Consider the following 25,157-nt stretch of genomic DNA (forward strand, 5'->3'; position numbering starts at 1 on the left):
GACCCATGTTTGAGGCAGGTTGTGATCTCGGCTTCATGCGCGGCTGAACGGCCCAGAATGCAGACCCAACCTCGCATCGGCGGCGCCATGGGTCCTGGGCACAAGGCCCAGGAAGGCTAATTTTTTGGCGCTTGATCCATATGCGATAGCCCTGCCCCTTCGGGGGAGGAGCGCCCCCTCCGCGCTCGAGGATAGGCTCCGACCCGTAGGGGGCTCGTGACACACACCGCCGCTTTCGTTTCCCGCCCCGGCCTTCTATATGCGAACGCCTAATTCCTCGATCTCTGACTCCCCCGGAAGACTCCGCCTCATGGCCCGTATCCTGATCACCTCCGCCCTGCCGTACATCAATGGCATTAAGCACCTGGGCAATCTGGCGGGATCGATGTTGCCGGCCGACGTCTATGCGCGCTTCCAGCGGGCCCGGGGTAACGAGACCCTCTATATCTGCGCCACCGACGAGCACGGCACGCCGGCCGAACTGGCCGCCGCCGCCGCCGGCCAGGACGTGGCGACCTACTGCGCCGAGCAACACATTCTGCAGCGCGATGTCGCGGCGGCCTTTGGCCTGTCGTGGGACTGGTTTGGCCGGTCTTCCTCGCCGCAGAACCAGAAGCTGACCCAGCATTTCGCGGAAGTGTTGGAGGCCAACGGCCTGATCGAGGAACGCGTCGACCAGATGGTCTATTCCATCGACGACAAGCGTTTCCTGCCCGACCGCTATATCGAGGGCACCTGCCCGCATTGCGGCTTCGACAAGGCGCGCGGCGACCAATGCGACAACTGCGGCAACCTGCTGGACCCGACCGACCTGAAGGATCCCTATTCGGTGATCTCGGGCTCGCGGAACCTGGAAGTGCGCGACACCCGCCACCTCTATCTCCTTCAGACCAAGATGGCCGATCGCATCAGGGCCTGGGTCGACAGCCACCCCGACTGGCCGATCCTGGCCAAATCGATCGCCTACAAGTTCCTGGACGAAGGCCTGATCGATCGCGGCATCACCCGCGACCTGGCCTGGGGCGTGCCGGTGGTGAAGGACGGGGCCCCGCGCCCCGGCATGGAAGGCAAGGTCTTCTATGTCTGGTTCGACGCCCCGATCGAATATATCGGCGCCACCCAGGAATGGGCCGATGCCGAGGAAGGCCGCGACTGGAAGCGCTGGTGGCGCACCGACGAAGGCGCCGACGACGTTCGCTATGTCGAGTTCATGGGCAAGGACAACGTCGCCTTCCACACCGTCAGCTTCCCGGCGACCATCCTGGGCTCGGACGAGCCCTGGAAGAGCGTCGACATGCTCAAGGCCTTCAACTGGCTCAACTGGTATGGCGGCAAGTTCTCGACCAGCAACAAGCGCGGCGTGTTCATGGACGCGGCGCTGGAGATCCTGCCGCCGGACTTCTGGCGCTGGTACCTGACCTCCAACGCGCCCGAAAGCAGCGACACCGCCTTCACCTGGGAGATGTTCGCCAGCGCCGTGAACCGCGACCTGGCCGATGTGCTGGGCAACTTCATCAACCGCATCCTGAAGTTCACCGAAGGCAAGTTCGACGGCGTGGTGCCCGAAGGCGGCGAGCCGGGGCCGCTGGAGGAGAAGCTGTTCGTCGACGTCTCGGCGCGCTTGGCCGACCTGGCCGAGCAGATGGACGCCATCGAGGTGCGCAAGAGCGCCCAGGCCCTGCGGGCCCTGTGGGTGGTCGGCAATGAATATCTGCAGGAGGCCGCGCCGTGGACCGCGATCAAGACCGATCGCGATCGCGCCGCCGTCATCGTCCGCACCGCCCTGAACCTGGCGGCGCTGTACGGCAAGATCTCGGCCCCGTTCATCCCGTTCGCGGCCGAAAAGATCAGCCAGGCCTTCTCGATCGACGTGCCGGCGGCCTGGCCGTCCAGCGACGCCGCGGTCGAGTTGAACAGGCTGCCGGTCGGCCTTTCCGTGACCGCGCCGGAGGTGCTGTTCAAGAAGATCGACGAGGACATGATCGCCGAATGGACGGCGCGGTTCGGCGGCGCGGAAGCCGAGTGATCGACGGAGACGCGGCAGGCGGGGCAGGGCGATGAACAGCCTGACGCGCCTGGGCTTCTTCTACGTCTCGATCTATCTGGGGACCGGCGTCAGCCTGCCCTATATCGCCACCTTTCTGCGTGATCGCGGCCTGAGCGGCGCCGCGATCGGTTTGATCCTGGCCATCCCGATGCTGGCCCGGCCGTTCACCGGTCCGGCCCTGGCGGTGTGGGCCGACGGCTTCACCCTGCGCCGCACCCCGATGGTGCTGTTAGCGCTCGGCGCGGGGCTGGGCTATGCGGCCCTGCTGATCGCGCCGGGCGCGCTGGGCCTGGCGATCGCCTGGCTGGTCGCCCAGACCCTGCTGTCGACCATTTCGCCCCTGGTCGACGTCATCACCCTGCGCCGGGCGCGGGTCGAGGGCTTCAACTATGGCCTGCCTCGGGGCGCCGGCTCGGCGGCCTTCATCATCGCCAATCTGGTCATGGGCGTGGGGCTGACCCTGGCGCCGCCGAGCGTCATCCCGATCTGGATCGCGGTGGCGGCGGGCCTGACGGCTCTGTCGGCGGCGGTGTTTCTGCCCCCCGAGCGGGTCCATGCCGAGGGCGTGGCCAAGCCGGTCGGCGCGGCGCGCTGGAAAGGGTTGGGCTCGCTGATGCGTGACCGCGCCTTCGTGCTGGCCGTGGTCACCGCCGGCCTGATCCAGGGCGCGCATGCGTTCTACTACGGCTTTTCGGCCATCCTCTGGCGCAAGCAGGGCATCGCCGAGCCGATGATCGGCGTCCTGTGGGGCGTCGGCGTCGCGGCCGAGGTCGGATTCATGTGGTTCATGGAGCCCTGGCGGCGCAAGATGGGGCCCGAGAAGTTGCTGGTGCTGGGCGCCGCCGCCGCCATGCTGCGCTGGACGGCCTACGCGTTTTCGCCGCCCCTGTGGCTACTGTTCCCGCTGCAGGCCCTGCACGCCTTGACCTTCGCGGCCAGTTTCATGGCCTCGCTGCGGCTGATCGAGAAACTGACCCCGCCGGCCAACGCCTCGGCCGCCCAGGCGATCAACTCGGCCCTGTCGATGGGTCTGACCCTGGGCGTCGCCACCCTGTGTTCGGGCCCGTTGTTCGACGCCTTCGGCCCCTATGGCTACCTCGCCATGGCCGGCGTGGCGGCTCTGGGCTTGGCCGGAGCCGTTGCCCTGAACCGCCGCACCGGGGGGCATCAGATATCGTAATCGACCTCGCGGCCTTCCAGCCATTCGACGATCCGCTCGGCGGCCTCCACCGGGCTCATCGCCGTGGTGTCGATGCGCAGTTCGGGAGCCTCGGGGGCCTCGTAGGGACTGTCGATGCCGGTGAAGTTTTTGAGCTGGCCGGCCCGGGCCTTGGCGTACAGGCCCTTGACGTCGCGCTCCTCGGCCACCGCCAGCGGCGTGTCGACGAAGACCTCGATGAACTCGTCGGTCTCGAGGATCTCGCGCGCCAGACGGCGCTCGGCGCGGAAGGGCGAGATGAAGGCGGTCAGCACGATCAGGCCGGCGTCGACCATCAGCTTGGCGACCTCGGCGACCCGGCGGATGTTCTCGACCCGGTCCTCCTCGGTGAAGCCGAGATTCTTGTTGAGACCGTGCCGGACATTGTCGCCGTCCAGCAGATAGGTGTGGCGACCCAGGGCGTGCAGGCGCTTTTCGACCAGGTTGGCGATGGTCGACTTACCGGCTCCGGACAGGCCCGTCAGCCAGACGACCTGACCCCGCTGGCCCTTGAGAGCTGCGCGGGATTGTTTCGTGACGTCCGTATGTTGCCAGTGGATATTGTCGGCCCGGCGCAGGGCGAAATTGATCATCCCGGCGCCGACCGTGCGGTTACTGATCCGGTCGATCAGGATGAAGCCGCCCAGCTCGCGATTGTCGGCATAGGGCTCGAACGGGATGGGCTGGTCCAGCGACAGGTTGACCAGTCCGATCTCGTTGAGCTCCAGCCGCTTGGCCGCCGTGCGCTCCAGCGTGTTGACGTTCACCCGGTGCTTGATCTCAGTGATGTTGGCCCCGACGGTGCGGGCCCCGATCTTCAGCAGATAGGTGCGGCCGGGCGGCAGGGGCTCATCGTCCATCCAGACGACCGTGGCCTCGAACTGGCCGGCGACGGGGGACGGCGCGTCGGCGGCGACGATCAGGTCGCCGCGCGAGATGTCGATCTCGTCCTTGAGCGTGAGGGTCACCGACTGGCCGGCGACGGCTTGTGGCAGATCGTCGGGCAGGGTGACGATGCGGTCGACCCGGCTTTCGCGGCCCGAGGGCAGGACGCGGATCCGGTCGCCCGGCTTGACCACGCCCGAGGCGATCAGGCCCGAGAAGCCGCGGAAGTCGAGATTGGGGCGGTTGACCCATTGCACCGGCATGCGGAACGGTTGGGCCTGCAGATGGTCCTCGACCTGAACGGTCTCCAGCCAGTCCATCAGGATCGGGCCGTCATACCAGGGCGAGGCGTCGCTCTTGCTGGCCATGTTGTCGCCGCCCAGGCCCGAGATAGGGATGGGCGTGAACACCGACAGGCCGATCTGGTCGGCGAAGGCGCGATAATCGGCGACGATGTCGTCGAACACCGCCTGGTCCCAGCCGACCAGATCCATCTTGTTCACAGCCAGCACCACGTGGCGGATGCCCAGCAGGGAGACGAGATAGGAATGGCGGCGGGTCTGGGTCAGCACGCCCTTGCGGGCGTCGATCAGGATTACGGCCGCGTCGGCGGTCGAGGCCCCGGTGACCATGTTGCGAGTATATTGCTCGTGGCCGGGGGTGTCGGCGACGATGAACTTGCGCTTGTCGGTCGAGAAGAACCGGTAGGCCACGTCGATGGTGATGCCCTGTTCGCGCTCGGCGGCCAGGCCGTCGACCAGCAAGGCAAAGTCGATCGCGCCGCCTTGCGTGCCGACCCGCTTGGAGTCGGCCTCGAGGGCCGCCATCTGGTCCTCGAAGATCATCTTGCTGTCGTACAGCAGCCGGCCGATCAGGGTGGACTTGCCGTCGTCCACCGAGCCGCAGGTGATGAAGCGCAGCAGCGACTTGTGCTGGTGGGCCACCAGATAGGCGTCGATGTCGTCGGCGATCAGGTCGGAGGGCTTGTAGATGGTATTCATCAGAAATAGCCCTCCTGCTTCTTTTTCTCCATCGAACCGGACTGGTCGTGGTCGATAGCCCGACCCTGGCGCTCGCTGGTGGTGGCCAGCAGCATTTCCTGGATGATCTGGGGCAGGGTGGAGGCGGTGCTCTCGACGGCCCCGGTCAACGGATAGCAGCCCAGGGTGCGGAAGCGGACGCTCTTCATCTGCGGAACTTCGCCCGGGTTCAGGCGGAAGCGATCGTCATCGACCATGATCAGATTGCCGTCGCGCTCGACCACCGGCCGCTCGGCCGCGAAGTACAGCGGCACAATCGGGATGTTTTCCAGGTGGATGTACTGCCAGACATCCAGCTCGGTCCAGTTGGAGATCGGGAAGGCGCGCAGGCTCTCGCCGGGGTGCTTGCGGGTGTTGTAGAGTTTCCACAGCTCGGGCCGCTGGTTCTTCGGATCCCAACGCTGCTCGGCCGAGCGGAATGAGATGATCCGCTCCTTGGCGCGACTCTTTTCCTCGTCGCGGCGCGCGCCGCCGAAGGCCGCGTCGAAGCCGTACTTGGCCAGGGCCTGCTTGAGCCCCTCGGTCTTCCACATATCGGTGTGCAACGCGCTGCCGTGGTCGAACGGGTTGATGCCCTTGGCCTCGGCCTCGGGATTTTTGTGGACCAGCAGGTCAAAGCCCAGGTCGGCGGCGACCTTGTCGCGCAGGTCGTACATCGCCCGGAACTTCCAGGTGGTGTCGACGTGCAGCAACGGGAAAGGCGGCTTCGACGGATAGAAGGCCTTGGCCGCCAGATGCAGCATCACGGCGCTGTCCTTGCCGATCGAATACAGCATCACCGGCCGCTCGCACTCGGACGCCACTTCCCGCAGGATGTGGATGCTCTCGGCCTCCAGGCGCTGGAGGTGGGTCAGGCGGGCCGGCGAAAGGTCGGTCATGAGCGGTTCCCGCGAAGCGCTGGGCGCGATCGAAGCAAGTGGGGTAGGGGCCAAAACAGGGGTCCGCAAACAGAAAAATCCCGGTCGCAACCTTGGTAGAGCGGGCGCCGGGCCATGTACTAGGCGACCTAGGCAGGGTGGGGCTCCGGGGCAAGCGCCGGAATTCTGGAGGCGCTGTCAGCTTGGGTGAACCCAAGCCAGCCTTTCGTGACCAAAAATTCACTCGGCCCGACGCTGGATCTATCGCATAACGGCGATATTCTAGTGCGGGTTGGGCCATGAGCTTCCTGGCAGAATTCCTTGCTGTGATGGTTGTCTGGCTGTCTTCGATTGCGTTGGCGCAGTTCGGCGTCGAGCTCGATCAAGGGCCCCGAACCAGGATGGCGCACCCTCCTACGGTCTCACGTTTGCCGCCGGAGCCGCTCTCGGCGCCGAAGGTTGATGCGCCTTCCGTCGAGCCATCGCCGGCGGTCTGAATGGGCGCAATCGTCGCCGCGACAACGTGAAGCCCTCGAAACTCAACCGAAGCCGCTTTGCGCGCGGGCTTTTCGCCGCTAGGTTCATTCTCTACGCGAATTAGGGGCAGGGTGCGCGTCTACTGTTTCTTGCCCTTCGCTGACCGCCTTGGGACCTTGGCTGTGTATGAAGCCTAAGAAGCGCCAACCGCTCGATTTCTCCGCCGTCCCTTTGGAGGCGCCCGTAGAGGAAGCTTTCGCCTCGCTCGAAGCCCCGAATGACGAGGCTTCCGAGGTCGTTGAGCCGACGGCTGCCATCGATCCGCCGATGGACGAGCCAGATCTCGATCTGGATATTGTCGCACCGGAGCCTTCTTCTCCGCGGGCTCGCGCCGCGTCGCGCCGGGGGCGGATCAGCGAGCCGACCCAACCCTCATTCGAATCACCTTCGTCTGCGGCCATGTCCCTGGCGACCAGTGTACCCCAGCCGCCGGCGCCTGTGGTCGAGCCTGAGCGTGACAGCGCTCCGGCCAAATCCGAGGCGCAAGACACGCCGCCCGACGTCCGTCGTCCAATCGAGCCTTTCAGCCTGCCGGACCGCGCCGAGCGGCGGCCGATGTCGGCGGTGCTGTTCTGGGCCTTCGCGGTCGCTGCGGCGGCCTTGTGGGCGCTGGCCCCCATCGCTTTCGCACTCGGCTATGCGCGTGACGTTCCCGCCTTGAAGGTGGAGGGTTTCGCGCTCGCCGTTTTTGCTGGCCTGGCGGTCGGACCGGCGCTGCTCACCCTGCTGGGCGCCTATCTGCTTCGGCAAGGCATGGGCGTCTCGGCTGAACTGCGTCGGACGCGGACCTTGACGGATCGACTGGTCACGCCGGCGATCCTGGCGGCGGCCGGTGCGTCGGGCGCGGTGGAAGTCGTTCGCGACCAGATCGAAAGCGCGACCCTGGCCGCTAACGAGGCGCGGGAACGTATCCTGGCGCTGCGTCAGGCTCTGGCCGAGGAAACCTTGCGACTGACGGACGCCGCCACGGATTCCGCGCGGATGGCCAATCAGCTGGCTCAGGGCCTCGGCCATGAACGTCAGGCCCTTGAGGCCTTGTCCCTGACCCTGGATACGCGCTCGACTGCCGTGGTGGACGCCATTGGCAGCCAGGCGCGTATGGTGGCCGAGGCGTCGGATCTTGCGGAAACCCAGCTTCGCGAAGCTGAGGCCGCCCTGGCGGCGCGCGCCGCCGACCTGGCCGCCGCCGCCGCCGAAGCATCTGACGCGGCCCGCGTGGGCGCAGAGGACATTTCACGCCAGATCGCCCGCCTCGAAACGGCTGGGCAGGGCCTGGGCGACCAGATGAGCGCGGTCGAGAAGAACCTTGCCCAGCAACGCGCGGCGCTGGTCGCCGCCAGCCAGTCGCTGCGGTCCGAGCAAGAAGACTTCGCGGCCGAAACCGAGACCCGCACCGCTCAATTGACCGAGTTTGTGTCCTACACCCGTGTCGGCGCCACCGAACTCAGCGACGTCGCCGCGATGGGCGCCGAGGTCCTGCGGGGCCTGATCGGCGCGGCATCCGAGCAGTTCAGGGATGTCGCCGACGCCGCCAAGGCCGAGCGCGAACGCCTGGCCGAGGAAACGGGCAAGGTGCTCACAGCGATTTCCGACGCCGCAGCTGGACAACGCGAGGGGCTCGAGATCGAGCTCAAACAGGCCATGGAGGCTCTGGCGGCTTCGGCCCTCAAGGCCAGCGAAGGCGTGGACTCGCGCATCGAGTCCGCGCGCAGTCGCGTGGATCAGCTCAACGAGATCGCCTTCGCAGCGGGCCAGAAGGCGGACACCGTCTTCGAGGCGCGCATGGAAGAGGCCCGCGATCTGATCGAGCAGTCGGCCCAGATGGTGGAACAGGCCGGCGCGCGCACCGCCCAGAAGCTAGCGGAAGCTGTAGTGACGGCTCGCGGTACGTTGGGCGAGCTGGAAGCAATGCTCGACGAGGTCGGCCAGCGCACCGCCGGGATGCCGGCTGAGGCCATGCAGAAGGCGCTCGAGGTTCGCGCGTCGATCGAGCAGGGCATAGAGGAACTGATGGCCGCCGCTCGTCGCACGGCCGAGGAGACGGCCGCTATCGATCAGGCCTTCCAAGATCGCGTCCGTCGCAATTATGACGCCCTGAGCGAAGCTGCGGCCGCCATGGGCGGTCCGGCTCCGACCGCGCCGCGAGCGCCGCAGCCGGCGAAGGCGCGGTCAAAAGCCGCGCCGCCAAGCTCGCCGCCTGAGATCGCGGATGAGGACCTGCTTGGTGATGAACCTGGGCAACGGCCGCGTCTGCGCCTGACTCCGACAGCGACCGATGATGAATTTCGTTCGGTCTTCGACACCGCCGGCGGTCGCGCTGCGCCGTCCGGCCAGGAGGCCCCCGAGGGGCAGGGTTGGTCCTGGCGGTCGCTGCTGTCGGGGATCGAGAACAGTTCTCCGGGTGAGGCTGGTCTGGGCGACAAGCTGGCCGGCGAGATCTCGGCCATGGGCATCGATCCGCAGGCCCTGCTGCCGCGAGGCCGAATCGACGAGATCGCCGCCGCCTTGCAGACCCGCGACGCCTCTGGCGCCCGCGAAGTCGTCAAGCGGCTGGCTCCGGCGGCCATTCGGCGTCTTGTGAGGCGCCTGTTCTCGGACGCCACGCTCAGAGGCAATACCGAGCGTTTCCTGAAACGTTATGCCGGCATGATCGAAGAAGCAGGCGGCCAGGATCGCGAAGGCTTCCTCGTGGCGGCCCTGCTGTCCTCGGACGCTGGCCGCGCTTATCTGTTGCTGGACGCCGCCACCGGCGATCTGGCCTGATCGCAGGCCGATGCTGAAGCGCGCCTTTGACGTCGCCGCTGCGGCGGGGGGGCTTCTGGTGCTGCTGGCGCCCCTGGCCCTGCTGTGGTTGCTGGTTCGAGTGACTTCGCCCGGCCCAGCGTTGCACTGGTCCAGGCGGGTGGGCCGGAATTCGCGGCTGTTTTCGATGCCGAAGTTCCGAACCATGCGGGTCGACACCCCGCAGGTCGCGACGCATCTGCTGGAAGATCCCGATCAATGGCTGACGCCGATCGGCGCGCCGTTGCGTCGCCTGAGCCTGGATGAGCTTCCGCAGCTGTGGAGCGTGCTCGTCGGCGACATGAGCCTAGTCGGGCCAAGACCCGCTCTGTTCAATCAGCACGACCTGATTTCAGCCCGGCAAGTGGCGGGCGTCGATGCGCTCCGCCCCGGGGTTACGGGGTGGGCCCAGATCAACGGGCGCGATGAATTGTCCATCCCGGACAAGGTGGCGTTTGACGTGGATTACCTGAAGCGCCGGTCTTTCGGGGTCGATCTGATGATCCTCGTCAGAACGGTCGCCCCGGTCCTGACGGGCCAGGGCGTGACCCGCTAGGCCAGGCTGGCATAGGCGCTTTCCAGCGCCGCTACGAACTTGGGATTGGCCGCGATCGCCGACGGGAACATCTCGTCCAGCGCCAGAAAAGACGCCACGTCAGATTTCGCATCGCCGCTGCAGCGCGCGGCGATCGCGGCGAGCTTCTGGGCCAGGGGGTCGACGATCGTTTCGCCGGTTGCGACCCGCAGGCGGATGAAGCGCATCCAGGCCGCCAGCGGCATGACCAGCCGGTCCGGTGAACGTCCGGACTCTAGCGCCTCGCTCAGCGTGCCCAGAATGCGGAAAGGCAGCTTCTGCGAGCCATCCCAGGCGATCTGCGCCAGAAGGTGACGGATCTCGGGATTGCGGAAGCGGTTGAGGATGGCCTCGGCATAGGCCGCCAGATCCAGGCCGCGGGGGGCGGTCAGGGTGGGGATGATGTCCTCGACCATCAGGTCGTGGGCCAGCTTGGCCAGCACCGGATCGCTGACGGCCTCGAACACGGTCTCGTGGCCGCGCAGGATGCCGGCATAGGCCAGGGTGGAATGGACGCCGTTGAGCAGACGCAGCTTGGCGCGTTCGAAGCCGCGAACGTCGTCTGTCAGGGTGACGCCGACACGGGCGAGGTCCGGGGCGTCGGCGCCCAGCACGTCTTCAATCACCCACTGGGTGAAGGCCTCGCGCTGGATGGGCCAGGCGTCATAGAGACCGGTCGCCGTGTGCACGCGGCTGCGCAGGGCGTCATCCGTGGCTGGCGTGATGCTGTCGACCATGGTGCGCGGGAAGCGGCCCTCGGCCTCGATCCAGGCGGCGAGTTCTGGGTCGACCTTGTTGGCGAACGCTGTCACAGCCGCTTTCAGCCGCCAGCCATTGTCGGCTAGATTGTCGCACGCGACGACGGCATAGGGCGGCAGGCCAACCGCAAAGCGCCGGCGCAGGCCTTCGACCAGATAGCCGATCGCACTGATCGGTTCGCGCGGATGGGCCAGGTCGTGGGTGATGTCCGGATGGGTCTCATCCAGCCCGCCGTCGCTGGACAGGCAGTAGCCTTTTTCGGTGACGGTCAGGGTCACCATGCGGGTCATGGGCGCGGCGAGGCGGGCGAAGACCGCAGGCGGATCCTCGGGCGCAACCAGCACCTCGACGATCGAACCGATGATCCGGAAAGTCGTTTCCGAGTCTAGCTGGGCCAGGGTGTAGAGGCCATCCTGGGGTGTCAGGGCATCACGGACGCCCGGGCTCTTCAGCGAAACGGCGCAGATACCCCAACGCGGATCCTGAGCCAGCAATTGGTCGAAATAATAGGCCTGATGCGCCCGGTGAAACGCGCCTGGGCCCAGATGAACGACGCCGATCGTGATCCGGTCACGATCATAGGCGGGCTGGATCACGCCGGGCAGAGCCGCAGGACAGCTGGTCGCGCAAAGACGCAGGGAAGAGGATGGGGTAGGAGCCGTCACAGGGTCACGCCTTGTTTCCAGATGGCGATTTCACGCTCGCCGTTGAGTTCAGCCTTGGTCGCCTTGCCAGACGCGGTCTCGATGACCAGGTCCATCAGGGCGTCAGCCGCGTCGTCCATGGCCTGGCCGGCCAGAACAACACCGGCGTCGAAGTCTATCCAGCCAGGCTTGCGCGTCGCCAGGCCGCTGTTGGAGGCGATCTTCAGGGTCGGGGCGGGGAAGCCCAGCGGGGTGCCGCGTCCGGTCGTGAACAGGATGACCGTCGCGCCCGCCGCTGTCAGCGCCGTGGACGACACCGCGTCATTGCCCGGCGCCTCGAGCAGGGTCAGTCCATGGGGGCCGACCCGCTCGCCATAGCGGATCACCTCGACCAGGGCCGAGCGTCCGCCCTTTTGCACTGCGCCAAGGGACTTCTCCTCGAGGGTCGTGATGCCGCCCGCGATATTGCCAGGAGAAGGGTTCTCATGGATCGGCTGATTGTTGTCGATGAAGTAGCGCTTGAAGTCGTCGATCACGCCGATGGCGCTGTCGAACACTTCCTGGTTGGCGGTGCGCGCCAGAAGCATCTGCTCGGCGCCGAAAATCTCGGGAATTTCCGTCAGGACGGGCGTGCCGCCGGCGTCCGAAACCTTGTCGGCGATGCGGCCGACCAGAGGATTGGCGGTGACGCCGGAAAAACCATCGGACCCGCCGCACTTCAGGCCGACGACCAGATCCGATACCGGGCAGGGCTCGCGACGATCCGTTTCGGCGACGGCGATCAGCGCCTCGATCGCGGCCAGGCCGTATTCCAGTTCGTCATCCACCATCTGCGTTGTGAACGCGCGCAGCCGCGCCGGATCCAGATCCGGCGCGCTTTCCAGCAGGGCCTTCAGTTGGTTGTTCTCGCAGCCCAGACCCAGGATCAGCACGCCGCCCGCATTGGGATGGGCGGCGAGGCCGGCGATGAGCTTGCGCGTGTGGGTCAGGTCATCCCCCAACTGCGAGCAACCGAAGGGGTGAGGGAAGGCGAAGACGCCGTCCGTGCGACCAGCGAAGCGGGCATTGGCCTTTTCAGCGACCCGGCGCGCGGTGTTGGCGACGCAGCCGACCGTGCACAGCACCCAGATTTCGTTGCGGGTGCCGACCCGGCCATTTTGCCGACGGTAGCCTTGGAAGACTCGGTCGCTCGTCTGCGCGACGGCTTGGGCAGCGGGCGGCGACCAGGCATAGCTTTCGACGCCGGACAGCTTGGTCTCGACATTGTGCACATGGACGTGGTCGCCCGTGGCGATATCAACGGTCGCGCGACCGATCGGCCAGCCGTATTTCAGGACGTCCTCACCGGCGAGAACGTTGGTGACGGCGATCTTGTGACCCTTGGGGATATCGGCACGGGCCAGAATGGTGCGGCCATGCAGGTCGAGCTGCTCACCGGCGATGATATCGCGCAGAGCGGTAGCGACATGATCCAAGGAGTGGACTCCGTGAATCGATTCGTCCCGGACACGATCAGTTTGGGTCATCTATGCCTTCATCTAGGGCCTCAGGCGCTGTGAAGCGTCGTCTAACGGCAGGGTAACCGGTGTCAGTTTTGTTGCAAACGACTGTTTCGGCCATTGGTGGCGAGGCCTGTGCGTGTAGAGTATGACAAAAGAAAGCGCTCAAAGCTGCATGGAAACGCCGTGAACTCTTCAAAGCCGCCTCTGCCGTCGCTTGCCGACACCGAAACCGGGAGCGGCCTGGAAGGGGGGCGCAAGCGCGCCACGATCAATGACATCGCCCGCTTGGCCGGGGTGTCCAAGAAGACCGTTTCGCGTGTGATCAACCAGTCGCCTTTCGTCCGCGATGAAACCCGCGAGCGGATTGAGGCGGTGATCGCCGAGTGGGGCTATGCGCCCGACCCCCAGGCCCGAGGCCTGGCCTTCCGCCGGTCGTTCCTGATCGGCATGATCTATGACAACCCCAATCCGCAGTATGTCGTGAACATGCAGCTGGGGTTGCTGGATGGCATGCGGGGCTCGGGTTTCGAACTGGTGGTGCACCCGTGTGATCGCGCGAGCCCGACCTTCCTGGCGGACGTCCGCGCCTTCGTCGAGCGGCAGAAGCTTTATGGCGTTGTGCTGCCGCCGTCGGTTTCGGAAGACGAGCGGGTCGCCAAGCTGCTCAATGAAATTGGATGTCTCTACATCCGCATCGCTTCGGTGCCGCTGGACAAGCCCGAGCACATGATTGTCGGTCATGACCGAATGGGCGGGGCTCAGGCCGCGAAGCATATCCTCGACCTTGGCCATCGGCGTATTGCGTTCATTTCCGGTCCTGACAGCTTTCGCTCGTCCCATGAGCGGCGAGGGGGCTTTGAGGATGCGCTGGCCGAGCTCGGCTTGGCCTTGGCGCCGAGCGACATCATCCAGGGCGCCTATACCTTCGAATCCGGCATGGCGTGCGGGGACGAGCTACTTGCCCGGACCCCGCGCCCGACGGCCATCTTCGCAGGCAATGATGAAATGGCGGCTGGGGTTTTGCAGTCGGCCCGCAAGGCTGGCCTCAATGTGCCCAAAGACCTGACGGTCGTGGGTTTTGATGACTTCCAGATCGCCCAGGCCGTCTGGCCGCCGCTGACCACTGTCCGCACCCCGACCCGAGAGATCGGGCGGATGGCGGCCGAGAAGTTGATCGATGCGGAGCGTGGCGAGCGGCGGGAAGAACGCGATCCTTCCCTGACCGAGCCAACTCTGGTCGTTCGGGAGTCGTCGGGTCCTGTGCCTTCGGTATAGACTGACCTGAAAGGGGCTGGCTTGCATCCAGTCATGACACCGGTTACCAAGCGCGCGTTAGAAGCGGCCAAGCGTGAAGCCGCCGGCTGAAGAGGAAGCAGGAGGAATCTATGGTCAGGCCCCTGATTTTTCACGAAGATCGTCTGTTTCCCGCCGACGAGCGCACGCGTTCGATCGCGCGAGAACTGTATGGGGCGGTCAAGGCGCTGCCGATCATCAGCCCGCACGGCCACACCGATCCCAGCTGGTTCGCCGCCAACGCCCCTTTCCAGGACGCCACCGACCTGTTGCTGGCGCCCGACCATTATCTGTTCCGCATGCTCTACAGCCAGGGGATCTCGCTGGACGCCCTGAAGGTGCGCTCCAAGTCGGGTGTTCCGGCAACCGATCCGCGCGAGGCCTGGCGCCTTTTGGCCCAGAACTTCCACCTGTTCCGGGGCACGCCCTCGTGGATCTGGCTCAACCACGTGTTCAGCCAGGTGTTCGGCATGGAGGTGTTCTTCGCCGCCGAGACCTCGGATCTGTATTTCGACACCATCAACGTGGCCCTCGCCACCGACGCCTTCCGGCCGCGGGCCCTGTTCGACCGCTTCAACATCGAGACGCTGGCCACCACCGAAGGTCCGCACGAGAGCCTCAAGCACCACCACGCCATCCGTGAGAGCGGCTGGGGCGGTCATGTGATCACGGCCTATCGTCCTGACGCCGTCATCGACTTTGAGGACGAGCGCTCGCCGCGCGCCTTCGAGCGCTTCGCCGAGGTCTCTGGTCAGGACGTCTATAGCTGGCAGGGCTATCTGGAAGGCCACCGCATCCGTCGCGGCGCCTTCATCGACGCCGGTGCGACCTCGTCGGATCACGGCCACCCGACCGCCGCCACCGCCGACCTGACCGACGCCGAGTCCGAGGCTCTGTTCCTGAGCCTGGTGAAGGGCGAGGTGACGCCGCACAAGGCCGAGCTGTTCCGCGCCCAGATGCTGACGGAAATGGCCAGGATGAGCCTGGACGACGGGCTGGTCATGCAGATCCACCCCGGCTCGCATCGGAACCACAATGTCGGCCTGCTGAACTCGCATGGCCGCGACAAGGGCGCCGACATCCCGATCCGCACCGAGTACGTCTCGGCGCTGAAGCCGCTGCTCAGCAAATTTGGCAATGATCCGCGCCTGTCGATCATCCTGTTCACGCTGGACGAGAGCAATTACAGCCGCGAGCTGGCGCCGCTGGCCGGCCACTATCCCGTGCTGAAGCTGGGTCCGTCCTGGTGGTTCCACGACAGCCCCGAAGGGATGATGCGGTTCCGAGAACAGGTCACCGAGACGGCGGGATTCTACAACACCGTCGGCTTCAACGACGACACCCGCGCCTTCCTGTCGATCCCGGCCCGCCACGATGTGGCCCGTCGCGTCGACTCGAGCTTCCTGGCCCGCATGGTCGCCGAGCACCGCATGGACCTCGTCGAGGCCCAGGAGCTGATCGTCGACCTGACCTACACCCTGCCCAAGCGGGCGTACAAACTCGATCAACCCCGGTCGACGCCTTCGTCGGCCCAAGCCGCCCAATAAGAACTCCGGAGCACCACAATGTTCAGCAAGACCTATCACGCCACCCATCCGGACATGATGTTCTCGGTCAGCAATGACGATCTGCGCGATCGTTACCTGATGGACGGCCTGTTCGCCGAGGACGGCATAGTCCTGCACTACAATCACGCCGAGCGCTTCGTGATCGGCGGCGCCGCCCCCATCTCGAAGGGTGTGAAGCTGCCCGACCAGACCGAGCCCGCCTCGGCCGCCGGTCACCCGTTCCTGGAGCGTCGCGAACTGGGCGCGATCAATGTGGGCGGCGGCAAGGGCAAGGTCACGGTCGACGGCGTCGTCTACGACATCGAGCCGCGTGACGGCATCTACGTCACCATGGGCGCCAAGGACGTGGTGTTCGAAAGCCTCGACGCCGCCAATCCGGCGCGCTTCTACCTGACCAGCCTGCCGGCCCACGCCGCCTTCGAGACCAAGAAGCTTGAATTCGCCAACGCCGTTCCGCTGGAGCGCGGCGCGCTGGAAACCTCCAACGAGCGCACCATCTACCAGTACATCGTGCCGACCACCTGCAAGTCGGCCCAGCTGCTGCTGGGCATGACCGTCCTGAAGCCGGGCAGCGTCTGGAACACCATGCCGCCCCACCTGCATGACCGTCGTTCGGAAGCCTATTTCTACTTCGGCCTGGGCGAGAACGACCGGGTCTTCCACTATATGGGTGAGCCGGACGAGATGCGTCACATCGTGATCGCCAACGAAGAAGCCGTGATGAGCCCGCCGTGGTCGATCCACATGGGCTCGGGCACCTCGAACTACACGTTCATCTGGGCGATGGGCGGCGAGAACCTCGACTATACCGACATGAACGTGCTGGACATCTGCCAGCTGAAATAAGGCTTTCGAGCCAGCGTCGCTCCGGCTGTCATCCCGGCCTGAGCGAAGCGTAGAGCCGGGACCGCCGCGAGCGTCAGCGCTTGCCGTGGTCCCGGATCGGCCTTTCAGGTCGTTCGGGATGACAGGATTTTTGAGCAGGAGCACACCATGGCCAATCCGTTCAGCCTCGAAGGCAAGGTCGCCCTCGTCACCGGCGCCAATACCGGCCTGGGTCAGGCCGTCGCTGTCGCTCTGGCCGAAGCCGGCGCCGACATCGCCGCCGCCGGCCGCAGCGAGCCTGCCGAGACCAAGGCCGCCGTCGAGGCGACGGGTCGCAAGTTCCTGTCGATCAAGGCCGACTTCGGCTCGATCGAGCCGGTGCAACGCGTGATCGATGAGACGCTCGCCGCCTTTGGCAAGGTCGACATCCTGGTCAACAACGCGGGCATCATCCGCCGCGCGGACTCCCTGGATTTCAGCGAAGCCGACTGGGATGCGGTGATGGACACCAACCTGAAGGTCGTCTTCTTCCTGACCCAGGCCTTCGCCCGCCAGGTGTTGAAGCAGGGGCCGGTCAATGGCGTCGCGGGCAAGGTGATCAACATCGCTTCCCTGCTGTCCTTCCAGGGCGGCATCCGCGTGCCGTCCTACACCGCCAGCAAGAGCGGCCTGGCCGGCCTGACCAAGATCCTCGCCAACGAGTGGGCCACCAAGGGCATCAACGTCAACGCCATCGCGCCGGGCTATTTCGACACCAACAACACCGAGGCCCTGCGCAACGACGCCGATCGAAACGCCTCGATCCTGGCCCGGATCCCGGCCGCCCGTTGGGGCAAGCCCAGCGATCTGGGCGGCGCCGCCGTGTTCCTCGCTTCGCCGGCGGCGGACTATGTCCAGGGGATAACTCTGCCCGTTGATGGCGGGTGGCTGGCTCGCTAGCGGGTCAAAATCGTCCATAATGACGATGGTAGCGCAACCATCATGCCGTCCGGGTTTTCGCTGACCACAAAGCGCGCTAAGGGCGCCGTTACGGCAGTCCGGACGGGTCTGGCGTCCCGGTTCATCCATCTGTAGAGGCGCCCCTGGCGTCAGCGGAGCTCGCTTATGCGTAACCCGGCCTTGTCGCTTGGCGGCGATCGTCCCACCAGCCGCCACGTTCGCCAGAACGCCGCCTTGCTGAGCGACCTGCTGTCCGAGGCCATCGCTTATCTGGAAGGCGACGAGGCGGCGGGCCTGGTGGCCAGGGCGCGCAAGAACGCTTCCCGCGAGAGTGACAACGGCGACGCGCAGGGGCTGGACCATCTGTTCGCGGATCTGTCCAACGACCAGGCCATGTTCCTGGCCCGTGCCTTTGCCAGCCATTCCCTGCTGGCCAATATCGGCGAGGACGTAGCCGGCCGCCGCCGACACGCCGAAGCCGACGCCCAGCCGGGCGACGAGCGTCCGCGCACCCTGGTCGACGCGGTCAAGATCCTGAAGGCCGGCGGTAAGACCGACGCGGACATCGCCAGGATCCTGGGATCCATGAACGTGGTGCCGGTTCTCACCGCCCACCCGACCGAAGTGCGCCGCCGCAGCATGGTCGACCGCGAAACCGAGATCACCCGGCTGATGGCCCTGCGCCGGCACCATTTGCCGGCCGATCTCGAGAGCGACATCCGCGAACGCCTGTTCCGCGAGATCGCCCTGGTCTGGCGCACCCGGCTCTATCGTCCCGAGCGGATCACCGTGAAGGATGAGATCCGCAACGCCCTGTCGATCGTTCGCACCTCGATCCTGCCGGCGATCATCGACCTCTATGGCGACTGGAGCGCCCAGATCGCCCACAATGGCGAAGTGGCGCCCTTGCTGAAGATGGGGTCCTGGCTGGGCGGCGACCGCGACGGCCATCCCGGCGTCAATGGCGAGACCCTGAAACTGGCCCTTAGCTCGCAATCGCGGGTGATCCTCGACTGGTACGCCGCCGAGGTCCGCAAGCTGTGGTCCAACCTGGCGATCTCCACCGCCTATACGCCGGTCTCCGATGAGCTGATGGCCCTGGCCGCCCAGGCCGAGGACCCCTCGATTCATCGCATCGACGAGCCCTATCGCCTGGTCCTCGAGCTGGTCTTCGACCGTCTCAACGCCGTGTCTCAGAAGTTGACCGGGCAGCCCGTCGCCTACGCCAATGGCGAGACCGATGTCGAGCCCTACGCCCATCCCGACGCCTTTGTCGCGGACCTTGCGGTCGTCATCGACTCGCTGGAGCGCAACGGCGGCGCGCGGCTGGTCGGCACGGCTCTGCGCACCCTGGTCGAGGTGGCCCGGGCCTGCGGCTTCCATCTGATGTCGCTTGACCTGCGCCAGAACGCCGATGTGCACGAGCGCACCCTGCACGAGCTGTTCCAGCGCGCCGGGGCCGATGTCGGCTATCTGAAGCTGGACGAAGAGGCGCGCTGCAAGGTCCTGATCGAGGAGCTGTCGCACCAACGCCCTCTGGTCTCGCCGTTCACCGCCTATGGCGAAGAGACGACCCGCGAGCTGGCGACCCTGGAGGCCGCCGCCCAGGCGGTGCGCGACTATGGCCACGGTTGCCTGGGCGCCTATGTGATCTCCAAGTCGGCGACCCTGTCGGACATCCTCGAGCCGCTGGTTCTGCTCAAGCAGGTCGGCCTGGTCTGGGGTGGGGCGGGGCCGCGGTCTTCGGTCAAGATCAGCCCGTTGTTCGAGACCATCGAGGATCTGGAGCAGGGCCCCCGCGTGCTGCGCCAATGGCTGGAACTGCCGCTCTCGCGGACGATCCTGGGCGATCGTCCGGTGCAGGAGATCATGCTCGGCTATTCCGACAGCAACAAGGACGGCGGCTATGTCGCCTCGCGGCGGGGCGTGGCCCGGGCCGCCTCGGCCCTGGCCTTCGAGGCCGAGCGGATGGGCGTGGGCCTGCAGCTGTTCCACGGCCGCGGCGGCTCGGTGGGACGGGGCGGGGGCCCGGCCTCCGAGGCCGTGCTGGCCCAGCCGGCCGGTACCGTCCAGGGCCGGATCCGCATGACCGAGCAGGGCGAGATGATCGCCCGGCGGTTCGGCGATCTGCCCACGGCGCGTCGCAATCTCGACAGCCTGGCCGCCGCCGTGCTCATCGCCAGCGACCGTCCGGTCAGCCGGCCTGATCCCAAGGTCGAGGCCGCCATGACCGCCCTGGCCGACGCCTCGTTCCAGGGGTTTCGGGCCCTGGTCTATGACGATCCGGCCTTTGAGGACTTCTTCTGGTCGGCCACGCCGATCGGCGAGATCGTCGGGCTCAATATCGGCAGCCGCCCGGCTTCGCGCACCGCCAGCCGCAAGATCGAGGACCTGCGGGCCATCCCCTGGGTGTTTTCCTGGTCGCAGTCGCGCTTCATGCTGCCGGGCTGGTTCGGCTTTGCGGCGGGCGTTGAGCGCGCGGGTCTGTCGGTCGGTCAGCTTCAGGACCTGGCCGGCGACTTTGATTTCTTCGCCTCCCTGCTGTCGAACATGGAGCTGGCCCTGGCCCAGAGCCATATGGGCATCGCGGGCCGCTATGTGGCCCTGTCGCCAGATCCGGCCAACGCCAACCGCATCTTCGAGACCATCAAGGCCGAGCATGAAGCCGCCCAGCGCCTGGCCCTGGCGATCCGCGGCGGGACCAGTCTGCTCGACAACCAGCCCGAGTTGGCCGAGTCCGTCGCCCTGGCCGGCCGCTCCGTCGATCCGCTGAACCATCTGCAACTGGAGCTGCTGTCGCGGCGCAGGGCAGGGGATGACGATGAGTCCGTTCGCCTGGCGATCCAGCTGACCGTGGCGGGGATCGCGGCGGGCCTTCGGAATACCGGCTGATACCTTCGCTCATCCCGCTCTCCCCGGCGAAGGCCGGGGAGAGCGGTGTTCATCAATCGGTGAATTTTCTTTCAATTCCAGAGGCTTAGGTCGACAAAAACCAATGGTCAGGCCGCTTGCCTAAACCCTCGGTTTCTGATTATCTGCGCAATGACACCGGTGGCGCCGCAAGCGTGCCTTGCATTGACACCGGTATCATCACGTTTCGGATCGACCTGGTCGGACCGTCTCGTTGCGGCTCTTTGAGCTCGCTCCTGCGCAAACTTCGGGGCGTCGGGTCTGACTCGGCGCCCTCACTTTTGCGAGGGCGAGCAACAGGGAGGGGATTGGGGAAGGAAACGAGGCCGCGCCAAGCGCGCCTTTGTTTGACGCAGCGGCAGCCACCCAGTGGCGTCCGCGCGCAACGCGGTCTAAACGATCGCCCTGAGCCAATACCGGCGAAATCTTCCACGCGACGGTCCCGCATTAAGGGGCTGGCGCAAGAACGATCCTTTGGGAGGACTATGTGATGGTGAAAGATCGTATGGCGGTTCTGACCGCTATGATGGACCAGGGCGTGATCCCGGTCTTTTATCACCCCGACGCCGAGGTCTGTAAGAAGGTGATCCAGGCCTGCGCCGACGGCGGCGCGCCCTGCATCGAATTCACCAATCGCGGCGATTTCGCCAGCCACGTCTTTTACGAAGTGACCAAGCACTTCGCCGAGGCCGATCCGCGCGTGATCATGGGCGTGGGCTCGATCGTCGACGCCCCCACCGCCGGCATCTATATCGCCAACGGCGCCAAGTTCGTGGTCGGCCCGATCCTCAACGCCGACGTCGCCAAGGTCTGCAACCGCCGCAAGATCCCGTATTCGCCCGGCTGCGGCTCGGCCTCGGAAATCTCCTATGCCGAAGAACTGGGCTGCGAGATCGTCAAGGTGTTCCCCGGCTCGTCGGTCGGCGGCCCCGACTTCGTCAAGGCGGTGCTGGGCCCGATGCCCTGGACGCGCATCATGCCGACCGGGGGCGTCGATCCCGACGAAGCCTCGGTCAAGAAGTGGTTCGGCGCGGGCATCGTCGCCGCCGGCATGGGCTCCAAGCTCATCACCCAGGAACTGCTCGACGCCGGCGACTATGCCGGCATCACCAAGAAGGTCCGTGAGACCGTCGATCTGATCAAGAAGGTTCGTGGGAAGGCCTAAATGACCGACAATATCCTCAAGATCCGCCCCGCTTCGGAAACGATGTGGGACTGCGCCTCGTTCGGCGAAGTCATGCTGCGCTTCGACCCCGGCTTTGGCCGGGTGCGCAACGCCCGCCAGTTCAACGTCTGGGAAGGCGGCGGCGAATATAATGTCGCCCGCGCGTTCAAGAAGTGCTGGGGCAAGCGCTCGACGGCCGTCACGGCCCTGCCCGTCAACGACCTGGGCTGGCTGGTCGAGGACTTGATGATGCAGGGCGGGGTCGACACTTCGCACCTGATCTGGCGCGAGTTCGACGGCCTGGGCCGCAACACCCGCGTGGGCCTGAACTTCACCGAAAAGGGCTTCGGCGTTCGCCCCGCTTTGGGCTGCAGCGACCGGGGCCACTCGGCCGCCTCGCAGATCCGCCCCGGCGAAGTGAACTGGGAGAAGCTGTTCGGCGAAGAAGGCGTGCGCTGGTTCCACACCGGCGGCATCTTCGCGGCCCTGTCGTCCAACACCGCCGAAGCCGTGATCGAAGCGGTCGAATGCGCCCGCAAGTACGGCACCATCATCTCCTATGACCTGAACTATCGCGCTTCCCTGTGGAAGTCGCAGGGCGGCAAGCCGGGGGCCCAGAAGGTCAACCGTCACATCGCCCAATATGTCGACGTGATGATCGGCAATGAAGAAGACTTCACCGCCTGCCTGGGCTTTGAAGTCGAAGGCCTGGACGAGCACATCAGCGCGATCGATCCGGCCAACTTCAAGAAGATGATCCAGACGGCGGTCAAGGAGTTCCCCAACTTCAAGGTCGCCGCCACCACCCTGCGGAACGCCAAGACCGCCTCGGTCAATGACTGGTCGGCGATCCTCTATGCCGGCGGCGAGTTCTACGCCTCGATGATGCGCGAGAACCTCGAGATCTATGACCGGGTCGGCGGCGGCGACGGCTTCGCCTCGGGCCTGATCTACGGCTTCATGGAAGGCAAGGGCCCCCAGGCCGCCGTCGAATACGGCGCGGCCCACGGCGCCCTGGCCATGACCACCCCGGGCGACACCTCGATGGTGCGCAAGGAAGAGGTCGAGGCCGTGATGAAGGGCAAGGGCGCGCGGGTCATCCGCTAGTCGTTGAAAACGGTTATCCCAACCCGGCCCTGAGCCGGGGGGGCGGCGCGCTGAGCCGGGATCTGGGTAAGCGTCGGCGCTTGCTGCGGTTCCGGGTCTTCGTCCGCGATGACAGCGTCTGGAGCGCCCCTGGTCGTCAGACCGGGCGCGCTTTGGCGCGTGGCCGCCTCGGCGAGTCGTTTCTTCTCGAGCGCATAGCCCAGACGCTGCACCCGCGCCCTGAATGCTTTGGACGCCCAATGGTCCTCGGGACGCCGCCGATAGGGGTTCATCAGCAGGCGCGTCTTGCTGCGGGGCATGGGGGGTCCTTTCGATACTGGAGGGGGCTTGGCGATAGGCGCGACGTCGCCGCCCCGACGGATCGCCGCTGGGGAGCAGGGGAGGGATGCGGAGCGTCCGGGCCGCGCCCGGAAAGGAAGACAAAATACCGTTTCGACGCAGACCAGACGCTCCGCGCGATCGTTATCCGACGGCGTCCGGCCTCTGGGCGCTGTTGACGCCAGGCCGTCTAGGCCGCCGACGGCGGACCAGGCCAGCAAGCCTGGTCCTTGACCACGGGCGTTTCCGCCCGCTGCCGCCCTCGCCAACCCCTTACATTCCACGTCGTTTCTGTGCTGCAAGGCCGACCGCCGCCAGAGGAATGCAGAGTTGCGCCTCATCCCCCGAAGGCGACGCGACGCATCGACGAGCGCGTTCCGCTCGATCGCCCTCCAAGACCGCGAAGGTCGCTGGCCACGCGCCCTCCCCATCGCCTTGAAGTGAGATCAGTATAGGGCCGTGCGGAGAGGGGAGGATAAGTGGGGCGGCGGGCGAGGGATTTCAGGGGGTTAGGCGCGGGAAGGGGGAGGATATGCCCAACGCTCGCGCTTTCGGAAAATGCCGCGCTTGAGGCAGGACGAGGGCGCGCCATGTGAGCGTCGGCTTTCTGGAGGGAAGCGATAGGCCGCTCACGAGCCTTTGCGGACGTGAAAACCCCTCTTCCAAAGGGAGAGGGAGGGGCCCGCCGCGAAGCGGTGGGAGGGTGAGGGGTTACGAGGCTGGACGTCGTGCCGGCACGCCGTCTGACACTGTAACCCCTCACCCCAGCCCTCTCCCTATGGGAGAGGGGGCATGTTTGCTCCCACCCTGGCCGGAAATTCAAATCGTCCGCTTCCGGGCGCCCAGGCTTCAGCTCATCCGCCTCACCCGGCTTCGCATCCGCCGTCGCCTCGCAGAGAGCCTTGATGATCGGAATGATCACCCAACAGACAGGGCCCCCGGTCGCGAGACCGGGGGCTTTCTCGTGGGAGGCTAGCGCCGCTTTATGCCGCGGGCGCCTTCGCCGCTTCCGCCGCGCGCAGCAGGCGCAGGACATTGCCGCTCCAGATCTTCTCGAGGTCGGCCTTGGTGAAGCCCTCGTCCAGCAGGGCTTGGGAGATCTTCCAGTAGTCGGAGGCGTCGTTGAGGCCGGTGACGCCGCCGCCGCCGTCGAAGTCGATGCCGATGCCGACGTGGTCGACGCCGGCCACCTTCAGGGCGTGGTTGAGGTGGTTCATGAAGTCCTGGAACGTCGCCTTGGTCACCGGCCACTGGGCGTCGATGGCGTTGCGTTCGGCCATGAAGGCGGCGCGTTGCGCTTCGCTCATCGCGTTGCGGGCGCCCACCTTGGCCATCAGGGCGCCCATGGCGGCTTCGCGCTCGGGGTTCTTGGGGGTGTCGATCAGATAGCTGGAATAGGCGTCGACCTGGATCACCCCGCCGCTGTCGGCCAGGGCCTTGATCCGGGCGTCGTCGACATTGCGGGGATGGTCGAACACCGCCTTGCAGCCGGAATGGGTCAGGATGACTGGGGTCTTGGACAGGGCGATCAGCTGGTCCAGCACGTCGTCGGACGAGTGCGAGCCGTCCAGAACCACGCCCAGCCGGTTGGCCTCGGCGACGAACTGCTGGCCCAGCGGGCTTAGCCCATGCCACTCGGGCTTGTCGGTCGAGCTGTCGGCCATGTCGTTGTTCTTGAAGTGGGCCAGACCGCTGATCCGCACGCCCAGGGCGTAGAAGCTGGACAGCAGCGTCACGTCGCCGTCGATCGGATAGCTGTTCTCGATGCTCATGAAGACGACGCGCTTGCCCTGGGCGGCGATCGCGGCGGCGTCGTCGGCCTTCAGGGCCAGGCCGAACTTGTCACCATGCTTGGCGACCATCTCGCGGATCTCGACGCCTCGGATGAGCGCCCTGTCCCGGGCGGCGCGGGTGGCTTCGGGCGTACGCGGCCCCTGAGGGGTGAAGATCGCGAAGAAGCCGCCGTCCAGCCCGCCCTCGACCATGCGTGGGTAGTCGATCTGCGAGCCGTCCTTGGCGGCGTCGTGGCGATCCATGATGTCCCAGCCAGGCCGGCCGAAATTGGCCGGGGTGTCCAGGTGGGTGTCCAGGGTCAGCAGGCTCTCGTGGATCTTGCGCGCCGAGGCCGCGGTTTCGGCGGCGTGGCCGGCGGAGGCAAAGGCGAGGGCGGCGACCGAGGCGGCCAGCAGCAGGGTTTTGGTCATGCGG

17 protein-coding genes are annotated in these 25,157 nt (G+C 66.1%); 11 read left to right on the top strand and 6 right to left on the bottom strand.

Going from position 1 to position 25,157, the window contains the following annotated elements; all coding sequences use genetic code 11:
• The first annotated feature begins 310 nt into the window (after positions 1–310).
• A complete protein-coding gene (metG, locus tag ACW18B_RS12220; RefSeq protein ID WP_492047319.1) occupies positions 311–2,026 on the top strand; it encodes a methionine--tRNA ligase in 1,716 nt (571 codons plus the stop codon).
• 31 nt (positions 2,027–2,057) lie between these two features.
• Complete coding sequence (locus ACW18B_RS12225) at positions 2,058–3,227, top strand: MFS transporter (RefSeq protein ID WP_492047320.1); 1,170 nt, start codon at positions 2,058–2,060, stop codon at positions 3,225–3,227.
• On the opposite strand, the gene cysN is transcribed toward ACW18B_RS12225, so the two are convergent.
• Together cysN and cysD are read right to left on the bottom strand one after the other, a co-directional pair.
• Complete coding sequence (gene cysN, locus ACW18B_RS12230) at positions 3,215–5,131, bottom strand: sulfate adenylyltransferase subunit CysN (protein WP_492047321.1); 1,917 nt, start codon at positions 5,129–5,131, stop codon at positions 3,215–3,217. The genes ACW18B_RS12225 and cysN overlap by 13 nt on opposite strands.
• Positions 5,131–6,048 (bottom strand): sulfate adenylyltransferase subunit CysD, encoded by a 918-nt coding sequence (gene cysD, locus ACW18B_RS12235; RefSeq protein WP_492047322.1) that lies wholly within the window; start codon positions 6,046–6,048, stop codon positions 5,131–5,133. The genes cysN and cysD overlap by 1 nt, the downstream gene beginning before the upstream one ends.
• A gap of 642 nt (positions 6,049–6,690) precedes the next feature.
• Here cysD and ACW18B_RS12240 point away from each other — a divergent pair.
• Positions 6,691–9,327 carry a coiled-coil domain-containing protein gene (locus ACW18B_RS12240; RefSeq protein ID WP_492047323.1) on the top strand — a complete coding sequence of 879 codons (2,637 nt, stop codon included), beginning with the start codon at positions 6,691–6,693 and terminating at the stop codon, positions 9,325–9,327.
• Between the two features lie 13 nt (positions 9,328–9,340).
• On the top strand, positions 9,341–9,901 hold the full coding sequence (locus tag ACW18B_RS12245) for a sugar transferase (protein ID WP_492051697.1): 561 nt from the start codon (positions 9,341–9,343) through the stop codon (positions 9,899–9,901).
• On the opposite strand, the gene ACW18B_RS12250 is transcribed toward ACW18B_RS12245, so the two are convergent.
• Both ACW18B_RS12250 and ACW18B_RS12255 read right to left on the bottom strand, forming a co-directional pair.
• Positions 9,898–11,343, bottom strand: coding sequence for a mannitol dehydrogenase family protein (locus ACW18B_RS12250; protein ID WP_492047324.1), 1,446 nt, complete (start codon positions 11,341–11,343; stop codon positions 9,898–9,900). The genes ACW18B_RS12245 and ACW18B_RS12250 overlap by 4 nt on opposite strands.
• A complete protein-coding gene (locus ACW18B_RS12255) occupies positions 11,340–12,848 on the bottom strand; it encodes a UxaA family hydrolase (protein WP_492047325.1) in 1,509 nt (502 codons plus the stop codon). Before ACW18B_RS12255 ends, ACW18B_RS12250 begins: the two co-directional genes overlap by 4 nt.
• A 180-nt stretch (positions 12,849–13,028) precedes the next feature.
• Here ACW18B_RS12255 and ACW18B_RS12260 point away from each other — a divergent pair, with 180 nt between their 5' ends.
• The 7 genes from ACW18B_RS12260 to ACW18B_RS12290 all read left to right on the top strand — a co-directional run bounded on the left by ACW18B_RS12260 (position 13,029) and on the right by ACW18B_RS12290 (position 22,631).
• Entirely contained in the window at positions 13,029–14,099 is a 1,071-nt protein-coding gene (locus ACW18B_RS12260; RefSeq protein ID WP_492051698.1) for a LacI family DNA-binding transcriptional regulator, read from the top strand.
• 110 nt (positions 14,100–14,209) lie between these two features.
• Positions 14,210–15,664: a glucuronate isomerase gene (gene uxaC / locus ACW18B_RS12265; protein ID WP_492047326.1), complete on the top strand. Its 1,455-nt coding sequence runs from the start codon at positions 14,210–14,212 to the stop codon at positions 15,662–15,664.
• 18 nt (positions 15,665–15,682) lie between these two features.
• Positions 15,683–16,531, top strand: coding sequence for a 5-dehydro-4-deoxy-D-glucuronate isomerase (kduI, locus tag ACW18B_RS12270; RefSeq protein ID WP_492047327.1), 849 nt, complete (start codon positions 15,683–15,685; stop codon positions 16,529–16,531).
• 147 nt (positions 16,532–16,678) lie between these two features.
• A complete protein-coding gene (kduD, locus tag ACW18B_RS12275) occupies positions 16,679–17,449 on the top strand; it encodes a 2-dehydro-3-deoxy-D-gluconate 5-dehydrogenase KduD (protein ID WP_492047328.1) in 771 nt (256 codons plus the stop codon).
• A gap of 165 nt (positions 17,450–17,614) precedes the next feature.
• Positions 17,615–20,341 (top strand): phosphoenolpyruvate carboxylase, encoded by a 2,727-nt coding sequence (gene ppc, locus ACW18B_RS12280; protein ID WP_492047329.1) that lies wholly within the window; start codon positions 17,615–17,617, stop codon positions 20,339–20,341.
• A gap of 508 nt (positions 20,342–20,849) precedes the next feature.
• Positions 20,850–21,524, top strand: a complete 675-nt coding sequence (locus ACW18B_RS12285; protein WP_492047330.1) for a bifunctional 4-hydroxy-2-oxoglutarate aldolase/2-dehydro-3-deoxy-phosphogluconate aldolase — start codon at positions 20,850–20,852, stop codon at positions 21,522–21,524.
• The gene (locus ACW18B_RS12290; protein WP_492047331.1) at positions 21,525–22,631 is read left to right on the top strand and encodes a PfkB family carbohydrate kinase; all 1,107 of its coding nucleotides are present in this window, start codon (positions 21,525–21,527) and stop codon (positions 22,629–22,631) included. It abuts the gene before it with no gap.
• Here the strand turns inward: ACW18B_RS12290 and ACW18B_RS12295 are convergent.
• On the bottom strand, positions 22,628–22,930 hold the full coding sequence (locus ACW18B_RS12295; protein WP_492047332.1) for a hypothetical protein: 303 nt from the start codon (positions 22,928–22,930) through the stop codon (positions 22,628–22,630). The two genes, ACW18B_RS12290 and ACW18B_RS12295, sit on opposite strands and share 4 nt — an antisense overlap.
• 1,002 nt (positions 22,931–23,932) lie before the next feature.
• Entirely contained in the window at positions 23,933–25,153 is a 1,221-nt protein-coding gene (locus tag ACW18B_RS12300; protein ID WP_492047333.1) for a dipeptidase, read from the bottom strand.
• Positions 25,154–25,157: the final 4 nt, after the last annotated feature.

The organism is Caulobacter sp. FV2ps19 (genome assembly GCF_058681035.1).